The following is a 16,096-nucleotide window of genomic DNA, read 5'->3' as shown; positions in this document are numbered from 1 at the left end:
GAAAAAATGTCCAAACAACAAGTGTTTGGACATTTTGAAGTTTTCTATATTAGAAACGTTTTGCTAATTCGCGTGCATTTACAATTGCTGCTTCTTTAATGTCTTGTGCTTTTTCAGGATTTGCATTCATTCCTTCAACTGCAATATATTCAGTGTCTGATACACCCATGAATCCTAATAATGCATTTAAGTGATTGCGACCGAAGTCCATAGATGCGTATGCTCCTTCAGAGTAAACGCCGCCTGTAGCTTGAATATGAAGTGCTTTTTTGCCTTCTAGTAAGCCAACTGGACCATTTTCAGTATATTTGAATGTTTTGCCTGCAATTGATAAGTTATCTAAGTATGCTTTCACTACTGCTGGGTAGCTGAAGTTCCACATTGGAGTCACGAATACATAACGGTCTGCATGCATAAATGTTTCTAAGTTATTGTTCATTGCTGCAACTTTTTGTTGCTGATTTTCACTTAAAGTTTCGAATCCTTCGCCTGCTGCAAATTTACCCCAAGCAGCGAATACGTCTGCATCGATTGCTGGTACAGTTGTATTGAATAAATCAATTGTTACAACTTCGTCTTGTGGATGTTCGTTTTTATATGCTTCGATGAAAGCTTCCCCTACTGCCATACTGAAAGAACCTTCTGCTGAATTTGGATTTGCTGTAATAAATAGTACTTTTGTCATTGTATTATCTCCCTTTTTCAAATTTATCTTTAATTTGAGATTTATTATTTTATAGTAAATAACTTACCTTATGTAAGTATAATACAAAAAGTTTTAATGGCTGTCAATAAAAAAATAGCTGCTTTTTTTTCGTAAGTTAATAAGTTATATTATTTCAGTTAGTTTTTGTATATAAATATTAAGGTTTTAATCAAATAAAAAAACTACCTCCATATTTCATGGAGATAGTCTTCATCAATTACTACTTTTGAAAAACATGTTTCACTTTTTCAGCCGGAATATTACTTCCACCTCTACCTTTTACATCTTCAATCATCATTGTAATGACCATATCAGGTGAATTTAAATCAAACGCAGCGAACCAACCTAGTTCTTTTCCTTCTGCCTCTTTTGATACTTTTAATTCTGCTGTTCCTGTTTTACCAGCAAGAGTCATACCATCAATTTTTGCAATTTTCCCCGTACCATCTGGATCGTTAATTACTTTCGTTAAAGCCATTTTCAATATATCTTGAGTTCCTTTAGAAATCACATTTTCTTTCCAGGCCTTTGGTTGTTTATCTGTTTTAATAAGATATGGCGACGGAATCGTTCCATCATTTACAATCGGTGCATACGTTAAAGCTAAATGAAGAGGGGTCATTAAGACTTGTCCTTGTCCATATCCTGTATCTGCCATTTGAATATCATTTTTTATGCCATCACTTGCGATTTTAGAAACTGGGAATCCGTATTCAATTGGTAATTTCTCATCAAATCCGAATTTTTTCGCCTCAGCCATAAATTTATCTTTTCCAATTTTCAAAGCTTCTTGTGCAAAGTAAATATTATCCGAGTATTTCATTGCCTTATCAAAATCAATCGGATTTGCATCTTTTACACGTGTTACGTAATAATTGCCCCAAGAAGAATCTTTCGTCCATTTCAATCCTTCAATTTTCAATTCTTCTTTCGGATCGATTGTTTTTGTTTCAAGTCCAATTGCACCTGTAATTGGCTTAAATACAGAACCCGGAACCGATAATTGTGTAAATCGATTCGTCATCGGTTTTTTCGGGTCATTATTCCAAGCTTCACGTTGAGCTTTTGATGTCCCTCTTGCAATAAGATTAGGATCGTAAGCTGGACTACTTACAAGTGCAATCGTTTCCCCGCTTTTCGGATTAATTGCAGCACTAGATCCAGCCTCTCCTTTCATTTCATTATAAATTTTTTCTTGAGTAGCACTATCAATAGTTAAAGTTACATTTTCTCCATCAACAGCATCTGTTTTCGCTAAATTTTTAATCTCTTTTCCTTGCGCATCTTCCATGAAGACACGACCACCTTTTTTCCCGCGCAGCTGTTCTTCCAATACTTGCTCTAAACCAGCTTTACCAACTGGATCATCGGCTTGATAACCTTTCTTTTGAAGCGTCTTTAAATCTTCAGCATTTACCTTTCCGATATAACCAGTTAGATGAGCTGCCGCTTCCCCTAACGGATATGTACGAACATTTACAGGCTTTGTTGCAACACCTGGTAAATCAATGTACGTATTTTGCGTTGCTCCCTCAGGCAAAATTCCAATTGGTACGAGATACCCTGGTTTTACCCATTTAGCAGCTAGTTTTTGATCAATCTCTTCTACAGACATATTTAACAACTTCGCTACTGTTTCTTTCGTTTGTGGAGCAGTATCATCTAATTTTTCTGGAATGATTCCAATTTCAGAAGCTTTCCCATTCGTTGCAAGACCTTTTCCATTACGATCGTAAACTTCACCACGTTTTGGTTGTGTTGTTTGCATACGCACTTTACTATCTTTTGTCATGCCAGGGAAAATGAAATCAGGAGTCCAATCTATTTTCCAAGATTCTTTATCTCCATCTTTTTCTTTCACCATTTTTGCTTCATGTCCAAAAGTAATTTTACCACCAACTGTATCCATGCTTACCTTAAAAGGAACAGGGCCTTCATCTTTTTTATCTTCTTTTACTTCCCCTGTTTCTACCTTTAAGTCTTTCACTTCAATGCCAGAATAAATCTTTTCATATTTCTCAGTAAACTCTTTCTTTGAAATATCTTTTTTTGCATTTTCTGACAATTGATCATACATATCTGCAAATTTTTGTTTATTCCATGCTTTTACATATGTATCAAACGCTTCTTGTGGTTTTTCTTCTTTACCGCATCCAACTAGCATGAATGTTAAGCAAAGAAAAAGAATCCCCCATATTTTTCTCAACCGATTCTCCTCCTTTTATCACATAGCGTACTTCTAAAGATTTATAGCATTCTATACATGCTAACTCTCATTATAGCACTATCGAATCCCCTCTATAAAGATACATTTAATAATATAAATAAAAAGATTGATGTGAATGCTCACATCAATCTTTTTTTATTGTTGCTTTTCATAAATATGATAATAGTACGTGTACGGATTTTTTTCATCCGTTAAGCCCTTCTCCACAAAAACTTCTTTCCAATCAGTCATATCTATTTCCGGGAAGAATGTATCTCCATCAAACGCATGATGAATCTTTGTTATATACAATTTCTCCACATACGGTAAGAATAAATCATAAATTTGCGCTCCTCCAAAAATAAAGATTTCTTCTTCATCTTTGCATAGCTCAAACACTTCTTCCGCAGAATGAGTAACTTCACAACCTTCAACATGATACTCTCCATTGCGAGTTACGATAATATTACGTCTTCCTGGCAGTGGTCTACCAATCGCTTCGTAGTTCTTTCTTCCCATAATAAGCGGGTGACCCATTGTCGTTTTCTTCACATACTGTAATTCACTTGGCAAATGCCAAGGCAATTTATTATCTTTACCAATTACTCTATTTTCGTCCATTGCGACCATAAATGAAATAATCATCTTTTCATCTCCTCTACAATTACACTGCAACTGGTGCTTTAATTGCTGGATGTGGATCATATCCTTCAATAGTTAAATCGTCCATTTCAAAATCAAACACAGATTTCACATCTGGATTTAATGTAAGTTTAGGGAACGGACGTGGTTCACGTGCCAACTGCTTTTCTACTTGTTCAAAATGATTTGTATAAATATGTGCATCACCAATTGTATGAACAAACTCTCCTACTTCGAGACCACATTCATGTGCAATTAAATGTGTTAAAAGTGAATAGCTTGCAATGTTAAATGGAATGCCAAGGAAAATATCACCGCTTCTTTGATATAACTGACAAGAAAGCTTTCCATCTGCTACATAAAACTGGAATAGCGTATGACAAGGCGGTAAAGCCATACTCGGTACATCTTCAGGATTCCAAGCAGAAACAATTAGGCGACGTGAATCTGGCGTTTTTTTAATCATATCAATTACATCTTTTAGCTGATCAAGCGTCTCACCAGCTGTCGTTTTCCAAGCTCGCCACTGCTTTCCGTATACATCTCCTAAATAACCATATTTATTCGAAAAATCATCATCTTCTAGAACGTTCTTTTTAAACAATTCCATTTGCTCATCGTATTGCTTCTTAAATTCCTCATCTTGTTGAGAGCGAAGACCGAAATCTGTCATATCAGGGCCATTATACTCGTCACTTTCTACCCAGCTCTTAAACGCCCATTCATTCCAAATATTATTATTATGTTGTAATAAATAACGAATATTTGTATCACCTTTCATAAACCAAAGCAGTTCACTTGCTACAAGGCGAAATGGGACTCTCTTGGTAGTTAATAAAGGGAATCCTTTACTTAGATCGAAACGCATTTGATATCCAAATACAGATACAGTACCTGTCCCTGTACGATCTTCTTTCTTCGTACCGTGCTCCATTACATGACGGCATAAATTTAAGTATTCATATTCAGCATGTTTCATATGTAGGAAAACCTTCTTTCAATCTTATATGAGATTTATCATAACATGAAAAACAGTGAATTTAATAATCCAAATTAATAAAAATTCTTTCAATATTTCTTACAAAATTATTAACTTTCAATATTAAAAAAGGTTTTCACTTTTCTATTACAGAAAGTATAGTGCGGAACATAAAAATTATATTTGGAGGTTGGAAGCATGTCTAAAATCAAAACTCCTGTTTTAAGTACGTTACAACATAAGGTTGAGAAGATGATGAGGGATTTACACGTTCCTGGCGCTGCTGTAGCTGTTATCAAAGACGGTGAAGTTATTATTTCGGAAGGTTTCGGCTATCGTAATATAGAGACAAAAGAGGCTGTTACACCGAGTACTCGGTTCGCAATTGGTTCCTCAACGAAAGCTTTTGGCACACTTTCATTAAGTTTATTAGCACAGCAAAAAAAGTTTAATTGGGATACTCCTGTCCAGAGTTATATACCTAACTTCTCTTTATCTGAACTACTTGCTAGCTCACAAGTTACAGGACGAGACTTAGCTTCTCATCGTACTGGGGTAAGTCGTCATGATGCTCTTTGGTACAGCTCTTCTTTAACTCGAAAAGATATAGTAGAAAAAATAAAACATTTATCACTTGATGCACCGTTCCGCACAGCATTTCTTTATAACAACTTAATGTATGCGACAATTAGTTATATTGTGGAAAGCATTACGAATCAAACGTGGGAGCAATACGTTACAGAACATATTTTAGAACCTTTAAATATGAGGCATACAAACTTCTCTGTTACAGACTCACAACATACAGATGATTACGCATTACCTTACACTGAAGATAATGGTGAAATGAAAGAAATTCCATTCCGAAATATCGATACCGTTGGAGCAGCTGGATGTATTAACTCTACCATTGAAGATATGGCAAAATGGGTTCTACTTCATTTAAACAAAGGAAAAACAGAAAATCATGATTTGATTTCTACTGAACTACTCCAAGAAATGTATACACCGCATACTCCAATTCCAGATCAGCCAATGTTATCAACGACTGAATCACCATTAAATAGCTACGGACTCGGTTGGTTTATTAGCGCTTACCGCGGTTATAAACTGATTCATCACGGCGGTAATATTGATGGATTTTCTGCACTTGCGTCATTTATGCCCAACGAGAATATCGGTGTTATCGTGCTAACAAATTCTGGACAAACTTTACTCCCTACTTATATTACAAAACATATTTACGACGAACTTCTCGGACTAGAATATATCGACTGGCATGAACGTGCTATAGAAGATAGTGAAAAAATGAAAGAAATGATGAAAGAGGCAACTGAATCACTTCCTGAAGCAATAAATGGGACTACCCCTTCTCATACATTAGATGACTACACTGGAACTTTTGAGCACCCTGCTTATGGAACACTGAAAATATACAAACAAGATGATTCCTTACATGTACAATTCATGGATACGGAAATTAAACTACAGCACCATCATTACGACATCTTCTCAGCATCAATTAGTTTGTTCCAAATGAAAATGGGGCTTTTATTCGCTTATGATATGAATGTAAATGGTGAATTCCCGGCTCTTCAATTACATGTACCTGCAACTTTAAGTACTCAGCCTCTTACATTTACGAAAATTAAATAACAAATTAAATAGAGGAAAGATTACTCTTCCCTCTATTATTTTGAAATTAGAAATCCACCCTGAAACCTATAATCCTATTATTGAATTTAATAAATGAAATGAGGATAACCCAAATACTAACTCATTTATCAAAACAGCTTAATGAACAAGCGATGCATTAATTATTATATATTCCCTCAACGGACAAGACTTTCTTATCACCGATTCAATGAATGTGGAAGAACATCATTATTATTGGTGCGTTTATTTTTCTTATCTCTCCATATAAATTTTTTCAAACACATAAACACAGTTACTGAAATAGCGACTCCAACTGTAACATCTGAAGCAAAATGAGCTCCTACCATAATACGACTCATTGGTACTAGTATCATCCATAAAAGAATGAGAATCCAAACACCTATTTTTTTTCTTTTTAGTGAAGCGAAATATTCTGGTAATAAACTAAACCAAATGACCAACGCTGCATTAGCACTATGGCCTGAAGGGAATGACATAAACTCATCACTTTTAGCAATTCCTTGAGGTATAAACCATTTTGAAAATCCTTCAAATGATCCAATAGAAATCATATGACGATAGCGTTCTCTACCCCATCCTAGTTTTATTAGATTAAATGTAATTAACACAATAACTACACTTAATAATCCAATTAATGCAATGTCTCTCAATTTTGCATCATCGTATTTACTCCATGATTTAGAAATCATATAACAAGCTACAATAAAGCAAAGCATAAAAATTGGAATCGATATTTTTGAAATAGTTAAATAATGTACTAGCATAAATGAAGCTATGAAAGCGAACAAAAGAATGATTACTCCATAGCCAATTCCAGATAGATAATACCCTCTTGAACCTTTATTCTTTCTAGTTTTAAATAAATACATACTAGAAAATAAGGCAATAAGCATCGCTGGAATTTCTCCTATAGCTTGTAAAAAAAGAGCGATTTTATTAGTTGGTTCATATAAACTATGGGATATCTGTAGGTCTGCAAATGCGAATATGCATAGTAAAATAGCGAAAGTTAGACTTACTATCACTTTTTTATTTTTCATCATTTCCCCTACTTCCCACTATGTTTTAATATAAAACTCCCCATCTCAATCGCTAAATCTTCACTTTGAGGATAGACACCTACATTATCTCCATATGCGTGCCCTAAACCACGATAGAGGACTGTTTCAGTATCCACTCCTTTTTTAGTCAATTTAGCTGCATACGCCAAACATTCTATCATTAAAAAATCATGTTCTCCTACCGTAATAAATGTACATGGATAGTCTGGAGATACATCAACATATGGACTTAAATACTTCGAATTAATTTCTTGCGTCCCAAGTATTTCTGCCATCCCTCCGGCCATTGAATGCATCACATTAAGCATTTTTTCTAATCCTTTTTTATATTTCGGAGCAATCTCATACTTATCTATACTCCAAGAATAAAACTCGTCTTCATAGTCACACATATTAAGTGTAGGATACAGAAGCAGTTGTCCTTTAACGAGGTTTCTACCATCTTCCATATCTTTAGTTGTACAATACTGTGTTAAGTTCCCACCTGCACTATCACCTGCCACAAAGATATTATTCTTATCCCCGCCTAATGTATCAGCATTTTCATAAATCCACTTTAAAGTAGTGTAGCAATCTGTATGCCCAGTTGGAAAAGGATTTTCCGGAGCTAATCGATAATCCACAGAAACGGCTAATATATCTGTTTTTTCTACTATCAATTTCACAAGTTCTTCCACTACATCTGGTGATCCTGCCATGAATCCACCACCATGAATAAAGTATAAAACTGGCGCATTTTCCTGTTTAGAAACACTGTTATAAATTCTTATCGGAATATCATATCCATCTTCCGCTTTCACTGTTTTATACGTAATATTAATGTCTTTAGTGACAATTGGAACACTTTTAATCCCATTAAATTGTTTTCGCATATTCCTTACCGATTTTTCAGAAGCGTCCATTTTCATCATATTTTTAGGCATAAACCTCATTACATTCATTTGAACCTTCGTGTCCTTATAAAGGCGTGAATCCATCGCTCCTTTTTCATCACAATCTGGTATATTTTTTACTAAAACTTTTGCCCCCTGTACATTGATGGTTTCTTGTTTTTCTTGAATTTTTTCTAATAGGCTTAAGTCATATTTTCTAGTCATCTAGTATTCATCCTCCCTTGTTTTAAACGCTTTCATTTCTTCGGATTAGATATATCTCTATTGAATCTCACTTCATTTACTATTACTAAATAAAAAAACGTTCCATGTACAAAATGTAACATGGAACGTTTTTTTATTGTTGTTTATATTTGATGCAATTATAGGCATTTTTTGATATGATATTTTTTCTATACTGTAATGGTGTATATCCATATTTCTCTTTAAACTGTGAAATAAATGATTTTACATTTGGAAATCCGTGTTTTACTGCTATATCTTGTATAGAATTTTTACTTCTAATAATATCTTCATACGCTTTATAGAGCCTGTATCTCGTTAAAAAAGTGGTGAAATTTGATCCGAATGATTTTTTGAACATACGTGAAAAATGTTCTTCACTTACAAAAAAATGTTTAGCCACATCTTTCAGTTTAAGCTCTTCATCATAATGTTTATAAATATACGTAATCATTTCTTTCTGTTTATTTCCAAGTTGATAATGATTGTCTATACTCTCTCCATCTTTGCAATATCGCAATAGAATATAAACAATTTCATAAATTAAACTATTAATTTTTATGTAACTTAAATCATCAGAATTTGTGACTAACTCCTTTAATTCATAAAACATTTGCTGGAGGCTAGTTTTCTGAACAACTGATTCTTTTATATTAAATCTATATTTTTCAAAATCTCCATTTACCTCTTTAAGAAATTCATAAGAAATAATTAACATCATTACTGCACAACTTGTATTTTTAACTTTTTCGAATTCATGAACATCGCCACTATTTACAAAAATAAATTCGCCAGCGGATACTTTCTTTTTTTGCCCATTCACATACAAGAAAACTTCTCCATATACGACTAGGCTAATTTCAATACTTCTATGCCAGTGAGGAGGAATGTAATAGTGAAAACCAGTAGGTAGCATTGTGTCCTCTATATATTCAACCATTCCTGGAATTCTATCGCGTAATTTTATTTCTTCATATTTGCCTTGCCTGATTTTCAATAGTCCACCCCCTTTTTATATTATAAAGTAGACGTCAAGGTTTTCATTCCTTCATAAAAAAACTACATATATAGTATGTAAAGAGATTATCTCATGAGTTATTTACAAATAGCAGGTGTGAGATCTCCCACCTGCTATCCTTATTTTCTATTCATTATTTCACCATCAAACCAAATTGGCTTTGATAACTCAAAGTCTTTATGATCCTCTAAAACTATAGTAAGACGTTCTAACGTATCATCTAACATATGCGGCGCTGCTCGTAAACACCAAACAACTGAAGAGAAAACCGTCATGCCAACGTACACCGCATATAATTTCCAAAACTCCTCTGGTATTCTACCATTAAAGTATCCTTCTATTTGTCCGATTGAATACGGGATACTAATGTCCCTTGCAAATAGTGCAATTTTTACGAAATCATGAAGTGGGTCGCCCCAATCATAACCATTAAAATCAATAACACCTACATATTTCCCATCCCGCACAATTATATTTTCTAAATGAAAATCATCGTGTTGAAATCGATTTGGGCGATTTTGTACATACATTTCATTTTCATCTATAAACTTAATAATTTTATCATCATTTTTTATTTTTATTCCACATGTTTTATATGCCTCTAAATATTTTCTATGTTTTTTCATTGCTCTTTCATACCATGGGAGTATATCCTTAGGAGCTTCATGTGTATGCATTGTTGCTAAGTCTTTTCCTGCTTCTATACCAATATTATATTGTTCTCTTGGCGTATATGTAGGTAACAGATTTTTCGCATCTTCCCCTTCTAAATATGAAAAAACACTATAGCATAAACCTACTTCTTCCAACATACCGAGTTCAATCGGTCTTTGTGCTTGTACGTTTCGTTTTTGCATTTCTTTTAAAATTTGAAACTCTATTTTCTTTCTTTCATACTCTTTTATATTGCCTGCCCGTAATAAATATTTTTCATCATCAGTAGTCGTAATAATATATTTTTTATCAGGAGAGAAACCTTTAGAGATTTCTTCAATGTTTGCGGCATTTTTTACTATTTGTATACTGTTTTTCCACGTTGTAATTATCTTCATGTCTATTCTCCTTACATTTCTGTATTCGGTGTATACGCAACCTCTACAATAAAGCCATTCGGGTCATAAAAGTCTATTGTATAACCATCCGAATAATGATTCATTTCAATAGGACTACGTATAACCTTCACCTTATTACCCGCAAGAAACTTTGCAACCCAAAATTCAATATGATGAATACCTGCTCGAAGTTTATTTATATTAAGAATGTGCTGCCTGTACTACTTGCACAATTTCCCCTGGCGTATTAACCATGTAATCTGGCGCGTCTCCTTTTACCGTCTCAATTACGTCATACCCCCACGAAACCCAAATGACATTCACACCAGCTTTTTTACAAGCTGCAATATCACGTTGTTCATCACCGACATACAACATATCTTGTTCTGTTAGCTTTTTCGACTTTAAAAATCTTTTTATCATTTTATCTTTACCAAACAAATTTTTAGAACAATACACTTCTTGAATATTTTCTATTCTATTATTACGTAAAAATGCCCTAATATGCTCTTCTGAGTTCGAAGATATAACCGCAATCCCGTAGCCTTTTTTATGTAATTCATCTAAAACATCCTTCATCCCATGGAATAAAACGAGATCTTTTATAGCAGGTTGATATAATTTATAAAACTCTAACGCTAATATCGGTAATTTATACAGTGGTACATCGAGTTGTTTACATCTTTCAGCAATAGTCAGTTTTCGTAAAGGCTCGATTTCTTCCTCACTAACTGTCTTATATCCATGCTTTTCCGCAAGTTGATTATAAATTGGTACAAATATATTTTGTGAATCTACTAACGTGCCATCAAAGTCAAAAACAATGTATTTTTGCATTCCCAGACTCCCTTTGTTTTTTTCCTAAACCTATGTTATTCAACAGCATAAATGTCTTACCCTTTCATACACATAAAAAAAGAACAAGATTTTCTCTTGTTCTTCATTAAGACAACCATTTCGGCGGTACATTCGTATTCCAATAAATATTTCCTAACTCATGGTGTCCTGAGTATCCATCATCAAAACGATGATAGTGGAAATTAAAATAATATCCATCTTGCGGTGGATGATCTCTCCTTACATGAAATCGCAGTAAGTCATTTCCTGATTTCGTGTCATAAACATGAAAAATCTTTTCATTATTTCCGCCAGCTGGTCTTTGAGAAATCGCTAATGATTGTAACGATTCTTCTGGTACATCATTTGCAAGTTCCGCAATTGCCTCTTCAATTTTAGGTAATACAACATCTTTAAATTCATCTTCAATTACAGGCCCAATTTTAGAGCCAAATTTTTGCATAGATTGCTTCTCTGCTTCTTGCATCGCATAGTTAACAAAAGTATCGGTGGTTAACCTATCATTCGTTTCTTCATATGTATAGGACGTACTCTCCAAATTTTGTTGCCCAGCTGTGCTCGTAGGCTTGTCCGCAGCTTTAGCATTATCAAGTAATATGGAAGGAGGCGTCACTAAACCAAACGTAAATACGGTAATTAATGCGACTAAGGTTTTTCTAAACCAATTTGGCATTTATGTTCCCTCCCCTTTCACTCATTATATTTTATTTAACGGTTGTTTCTTCTATTATACAAAATGATTGTAATTTTTGCACTTTACAAATTTGTTAACGTTCACATATTTTTCACTTGAATATGAAATTGTAAGATTTCATACACTAGAAATACAACAACAATGAGGAGGCGATCAAATGACTTTAGATGTCATATATTCCGCCGCAAGCATACTCGTTTTAGTATATTTTATTTATCAGTGTGTTACAGACTAGAAAAAGAGCCATTTCCGGCTCTTTTTCTATGGTAAAAATACAATCCAACCAATGAATACTATAAAAATAACTCCAATAATTACTGCTGGCAATAAATAAAACTGTGAGAGGATGACTGTTCCGTACATAAATACGACTGGAAGGAGCAAATAACGATCCGCCTTCCACCTTAATAATAGTAATTCTCCTTCATCACAATATAAATGTAGAAACATTTTCTTCGTAAATTCATTCCAATAATCACGCGCATAGCGAGAAATAGCAACTATAGCAAATACAAGAATAATAGCTGTTATCCACTGCGGAGTCACGATAATACTTACAGTACTTATACATACAATTTGAACATAAAACATTAAAGCACTACTTGTACGCAAAAATTCTTTTAAAAAAGCTTCTACAATACGTGAATCAGATTTTTTTCCTAATATCTTTTTAGAACGAGGGAACATCCACGGTTTTTTATTCGAACTACTCGGCTTCGCAGCATGGCCACCAACTTGCATAATCCCTACCGTCCAACGCATACTTTCTTCTTTCTCTTTCTCAACTTCTTTAAAAAAGAAATTTTTATAATTCATCTTTTCTTTTACCAAGACTATAGTAAATAAAGCTGCTAGACCGATAAATAATATGGAATACAATGGATTTTTATAAATAAAAAATACACTGATTCCAAAAAAAATCAAACTAAAAGAAAATATAACATCTTTTATAATCAATAAAACCCATCGTTTCCCCACACGTACATTTATGAATCTCGTCAACAACGATAGCATAAATCGAGAAACAGTAAAGAAAATCCAGAACAGTACGATTTGTATAATTGTCGCTCCCATACTTTTCATCAATATAGGCAGCATAATGAATACTACAATTGCGTTCGTTATTGCAATCCGAATTAACGTATATATCATGCCAAGCTTCATTAATCTTCGCATATGATTTGGGTACGAAATTAAAAATAAGCTATCTGCTTGTTCAAAAAATGAGCGAACTCCTCTTGAAAATGTAACAAAGTAAAATGCAAGTAAACCTAATCCAAAATAAACGGTCTCTTCCATTGATAGTTCTTTTATCCATAATGAACGATAATACATTACAATAAATATAAGTGCGGGAATAACAATATATAATGCTACTGTCCAATCTGTTACAGAACGAATCGCTTTCCATTTTCTTTGCAATTCATGACGTAACCTTTTATTAAACTGTTGTTTAATCATTTTGTTCCCGCCTTACAATTGCATCGAAACAATCTAACAGTGTACTTCCTGGCATTTCTGCTAACGATTGGATCGCCTCTAAATGCCCATCTGCTACTAATGTACCTTGCGAAATGAGTAAAAATCTTTCACAAATTCTTTCAGCTGTATCCAGCACGTGCGTACAAAGTAATATACCTGCTCCTCGCTCTTTTTCTTTATATAAGTAATTCAAAAAGTCTTTCGTGGCTACTGGATCTAAACCGATAAAAGGCTCATCGATAATATAGAAATCTAGCTCTGTTAAAAATGCTAATATTAGCATCGATTTTTGTTTCATACCTTTTGAAAACTTTGATATGTATTCGTGTATATGTTTTTCCATTCGAAACGTATGTAATAATTCCCTTGCTTTGTCCTCCCAATTTCCCTCTTCATTTCCACGGGCAGCCATTAACAATTCAATATGCTCCCACAAAGTTAAATAATCATAATAAGTGGGATGCTCTGGTACATATGCATATGGATTTTTCTTTTCACCAAACGAGATTTCACCATCCGTATTGACAAGCAAACCGAGTATCGATTTAATTGTCGTACTCTTTCCTGCGCCATTCGCGCCAATAAGAGCAACTAACTCGCCTTTTTCAATTGCAAATGCAATATCATGAACTGTCTTTTCACCAATTTCATATCCTGCTGAGCGGATATTCACCTCTAGCATAATACTTACCTGCTTTCCATTTACATTGCAATCAAGGAAAATTATAGCATATTTTCTCGTGACATTGTTCTGAACAGTTTGCTATTAAGGCAGGAAAAAACATATTTTAGCAGAATATTTAATGTTTGGTGTTTTTATATTTATTAAATGAAGTTGAACATATTTTAATGGCTTACGCAGAACAATTAGCAAAAGAGCATAACTGTATTGGTACTTGGCTTGTTAGTGGAATGAACCGCAAAGAAGCACACCCCTTCTATGAAAAATTGGGCTATGAAGTAAATGGGTATCGATTTGTAAAACATTTTTAAACTACTGGTACAAAGAAAGGACTATAACTATGAAAAACATTGAAGCAATATTCATTGATCGTGACGGAACAATTGGCGGTGATACTACAATACATTATCCAGGTTCTTTCACATTATTTCCTTTTACAAAGGAATCTTTACAAAAGTTAAAAGCTCAAAATATTAAACTATTCTCTTTTACGAATCAACCAGGTATCGCGGATGGAAAAGCAACTGCGAATGATTTTGTGCAAGAATTAAAAGGGTTTGGTTTTGATGATATTTACCTTTGTCCTCATAAACATGGTGGCGGATGTGAATGCCGCAAACCGAGCACAGGTATGCTCCTGCAAGCAGCAGAAAAACATAGGCTTGATTTAACAAAATGCGCTGTAATCGGTGATCGCTGGACTGATATTGTTGCTGGTGCAAAAGTAAATGCAACAACAATATTAGTTCGAACTGGTGCTGGATATGATGCTTTACATACGTTCCGAGACAAATGGGCACATATTGAACCGAATTACATTGCAGAAAACTTTGAAGACGCTACAAATTGGATTTTAAATCATCAATAAAAAAATTAAATGAGACGTCTTCACTTTGAAAACGTCTCATTTAACTATATATATTTCAAAAAGTTAATTCATAATGGAAATAACGATTATCTCTCAAGTATCCATTTTCAGCGTATAATCGCTGAGCTGATAAATTATCAATCTCTGTTTGTAATTTTACACCTTTTGCGCCATTTTCTAAGGCGAATTCTTTAGCAGCTTCTAATAATTTTTTACCTGTTCCGGCTCCGCGCTTTGCCTCTTGTACAAACAGATCATTTAAAATCCATAATTCTTTCATCGAAATGGAAGAAAATGAAGGATATAGTTGCGTGAATCCAATATATTCACCGTCTTCAACTGCGACGAAAATAATGGATTCTTTTCTCTCGATTCGATTTCGTAAAAACACTTTTGCTCCTTCAATATCGGAATCTTGTCGATAAAATACTCGATAGTTATTAAAAACAGATGCTAGTCCATCTAAATCTGCAATTGTTGCTTCATATATTCTCATTTTACTCCATTCCCCTTCCAATACTGTTTCATAATATCTGTTGCCCATTTAGGCTGCTTTATTTCTTCCCTCGGTATAAATTCTTTCATAACAGGCTTAATATCCAATATAGGTGTACCATCGATTGCGTCTAATCCTTCAACAACAATTGTTTTTCCATCTCTTCTTATCACATTAACAATTGTCGCTCCTATTCGGTTCGGACGATTTTTTCCACGCTGTGCAAAAATCCCTACTTTCGGATACTTACTATTATTTCTAGGGTGTCTAGCAGAATACTGAATTTGTTCATCTGTTACTTTATGAAAATAGAAAATAACTTCAATATGAGAAAACTCTTCGATCCCTTGTATACTTTCCTCTGTAAACGACTCGCTTAAAGTAATAAGTGATCTTACTTCTCCCCACTCATCATCCGCAATTTCCATTCTTTCATTATGTACAAATGCGATTGGTCGAACTGAAAACATCCGCATTCCCCCTTAAATGTAACCACTTACATTATAAGATATTTTCTGAATGTTTTCCACACATACGATTGTTGTTTACATAATAAAATT

At 34.0% G+C, this 16,096-nt stretch carries 16 protein-coding genes and 2 pseudogenes; 3 read left to right on the top strand and 15 right to left on the bottom strand.

The genetic code is table 11. The annotated features are described in order from the left end of the window. Positions 1-49: 49 nt before the first annotated feature. The 4 genes from JTF23_RS03935 to JTF23_RS03920 form a co-directional block, all read right to left on the bottom strand. Positions 50-685 carry an FMN-dependent NADH-azoreductase gene (locus JTF23_RS03935; protein ID WP_204208159.1) on the bottom strand — a complete coding sequence of 212 codons (636 nt, stop codon included), beginning with the start codon at positions 683-685 and terminating at the stop codon, positions 50-52. A gap of 241 nt (positions 686-926) precedes the next feature. Next, complete coding sequence (gene pbpC / locus JTF23_RS03930; RefSeq protein ID WP_204208158.1) at positions 927-2,912, bottom strand: penicillin-binding transpeptidase domain-containing protein; 1,986 nt, start codon at positions 2,910-2,912, stop codon at positions 927-929. Positions 2,913-3,068: 156 nt separating this feature from the next. Beyond that, positions 3,069-3,557, bottom strand: a complete 489-nt coding sequence (locus JTF23_RS03925) for a dihydrofolate reductase (RefSeq protein WP_204208157.1) — start codon at positions 3,555-3,557, stop codon at positions 3,069-3,071. Positions 3,558-3,576: 19 nt separating this feature from the next. After that, positions 3,577-4,533: a thymidylate synthase gene (locus JTF23_RS03920; protein WP_016104733.1), complete on the bottom strand. Its 957-nt coding sequence runs from the start codon at positions 4,531-4,533 to the stop codon at positions 3,577-3,579. Between the two features lie 198 nt (positions 4,534-4,731). On the opposite strand from JTF23_RS03920, the gene JTF23_RS03915 reads away from it, so the two are divergent. After that, positions 4,732-6,189: a serine hydrolase gene (locus JTF23_RS03915; RefSeq protein ID WP_204208156.1), complete on the top strand. Its 1,458-nt coding sequence runs from the start codon at positions 4,732-4,734 to the stop codon at positions 6,187-6,189. Positions 6,190-6,386: 197 nt separating this feature from the next. On the opposite strand, the gene JTF23_RS03910 is transcribed toward JTF23_RS03915, so the two are convergent. The 9 genes and pseudogenes from JTF23_RS03910 to JTF23_RS03870 all read right to left on the bottom strand — a co-directional run bounded on the left by JTF23_RS03910 (position 6,387) and on the right by JTF23_RS03870 (position 14,172). Next, complete coding sequence (locus JTF23_RS03910; RefSeq protein ID WP_204208189.1) at positions 6,387-7,250, bottom strand: phosphatase PAP2 family protein; 864 nt, start codon at positions 7,248-7,250, stop codon at positions 6,387-6,389. Between the two features lie 8 nt (positions 7,251-7,258). Next, on the bottom strand, positions 7,259-8,368 hold the full coding sequence (locus tag JTF23_RS03905; RefSeq protein WP_204208155.1) for an alpha/beta hydrolase: 1,110 nt from the start codon (positions 8,366-8,368) through the stop codon (positions 7,259-7,261). Between the two features lie 133 nt (positions 8,369-8,501). Beyond that, on the bottom strand, positions 8,502-9,383 hold the full coding sequence (locus JTF23_RS03900) for an AraC family transcriptional regulator (protein ID WP_204208154.1): 882 nt from the start codon (positions 9,381-9,383) through the stop codon (positions 8,502-8,504). A gap of 140 nt (positions 9,384-9,523) precedes the next feature. Beyond that, entirely contained in the window at positions 9,524-10,456 is a 933-nt protein-coding gene (locus tag JTF23_RS03895) for an aminoglycoside phosphotransferase family protein (RefSeq protein WP_016104730.1), read from the bottom strand. Positions 10,457-10,467: 11 nt separating this feature from the next. Next, positions 10,468-10,614 (bottom strand): annotated as a pseudogene (locus tag JTF23_RS28430) (VOC family protein); the annotation flags it as partial. Positions 10,615-10,657: 43 nt separating this feature from the next. Further along, positions 10,658-11,293 carry an HAD family hydrolase gene (locus JTF23_RS03885; protein WP_002158023.1) on the bottom strand — a complete coding sequence of 212 codons (636 nt, stop codon included), beginning with the start codon at positions 11,291-11,293 and terminating at the stop codon, positions 10,658-10,660. A 106-nt stretch (positions 11,294-11,399) separates the two neighbouring features. Beyond that, a complete protein-coding gene (locus JTF23_RS03880) occupies positions 11,400-11,987 on the bottom strand; it encodes a YpjP family protein (RefSeq protein WP_002031682.1) in 588 nt (195 codons plus the stop codon). A 282-nt stretch (positions 11,988-12,269) separates the two neighbouring features. Then, positions 12,270-13,469: an ABC transporter permease gene (locus JTF23_RS03875; RefSeq protein WP_204208153.1), complete on the bottom strand. Its 1,200-nt coding sequence runs from the start codon at positions 13,467-13,469 to the stop codon at positions 12,270-12,272. Next, entirely contained in the window at positions 13,462-14,172 is a 711-nt protein-coding gene (locus JTF23_RS03870; protein ID WP_204208152.1) for an ABC transporter ATP-binding protein, read from the bottom strand. Before JTF23_RS03870 ends, JTF23_RS03875 begins: the two co-directional genes overlap by 8 nt. 164 nt (positions 14,173-14,336) lie before the next feature. Here JTF23_RS03870 and JTF23_RS03865 point away from each other — a divergent pair. Both JTF23_RS03865 and JTF23_RS03860 read left to right on the top strand, forming a co-directional pair. After that, positions 14,337-14,483: pseudogene (locus JTF23_RS03865) on the top strand (GNAT family N-acetyltransferase); the annotation flags it as partial. 29 nt (positions 14,484-14,512) lie between these two features. Next, positions 14,513-15,040 (top strand): HAD-IIIA family hydrolase, encoded by a 528-nt coding sequence (locus JTF23_RS03860; protein WP_002202162.1) that lies wholly within the window; start codon positions 14,513-14,515, stop codon positions 15,038-15,040. A gap of 55 nt (positions 15,041-15,095) precedes the next feature. On the opposite strand, the gene JTF23_RS03855 is transcribed toward JTF23_RS03860, so the two are convergent. Beyond that, on the bottom strand, positions 15,096-15,536 hold the full coding sequence (locus tag JTF23_RS03855) for a GNAT family N-acetyltransferase (RefSeq protein WP_033710381.1): 441 nt from the start codon (positions 15,534-15,536) through the stop codon (positions 15,096-15,098). Then, positions 15,533-16,006: an SAM-dependent methyltransferase gene (locus JTF23_RS03850; RefSeq protein WP_016104727.1), complete on the bottom strand. Its 474-nt coding sequence runs from the start codon at positions 16,004-16,006 to the stop codon at positions 15,533-15,535. The genes JTF23_RS03855 and JTF23_RS03850 overlap by 4 nt, the downstream gene beginning before the upstream one ends. Positions 16,007-16,096: the final 90 nt, after the last annotated feature.

The sequence above is a fragment of the Bacillus sp. RIT 809 genome (assembly GCF_016892495.1).
In the GTDB taxonomy this organism is placed as follows: domain Bacteria; phylum Bacillota; class Bacilli; order Bacillales; family Bacillaceae_G; genus Bacillus_A; species Bacillus_A cereus_U.
The sequence above is the reverse complement of the archived record's forward strand: the minus strand, read 5'-3'. Positions and strand labels throughout refer to the sequence as shown.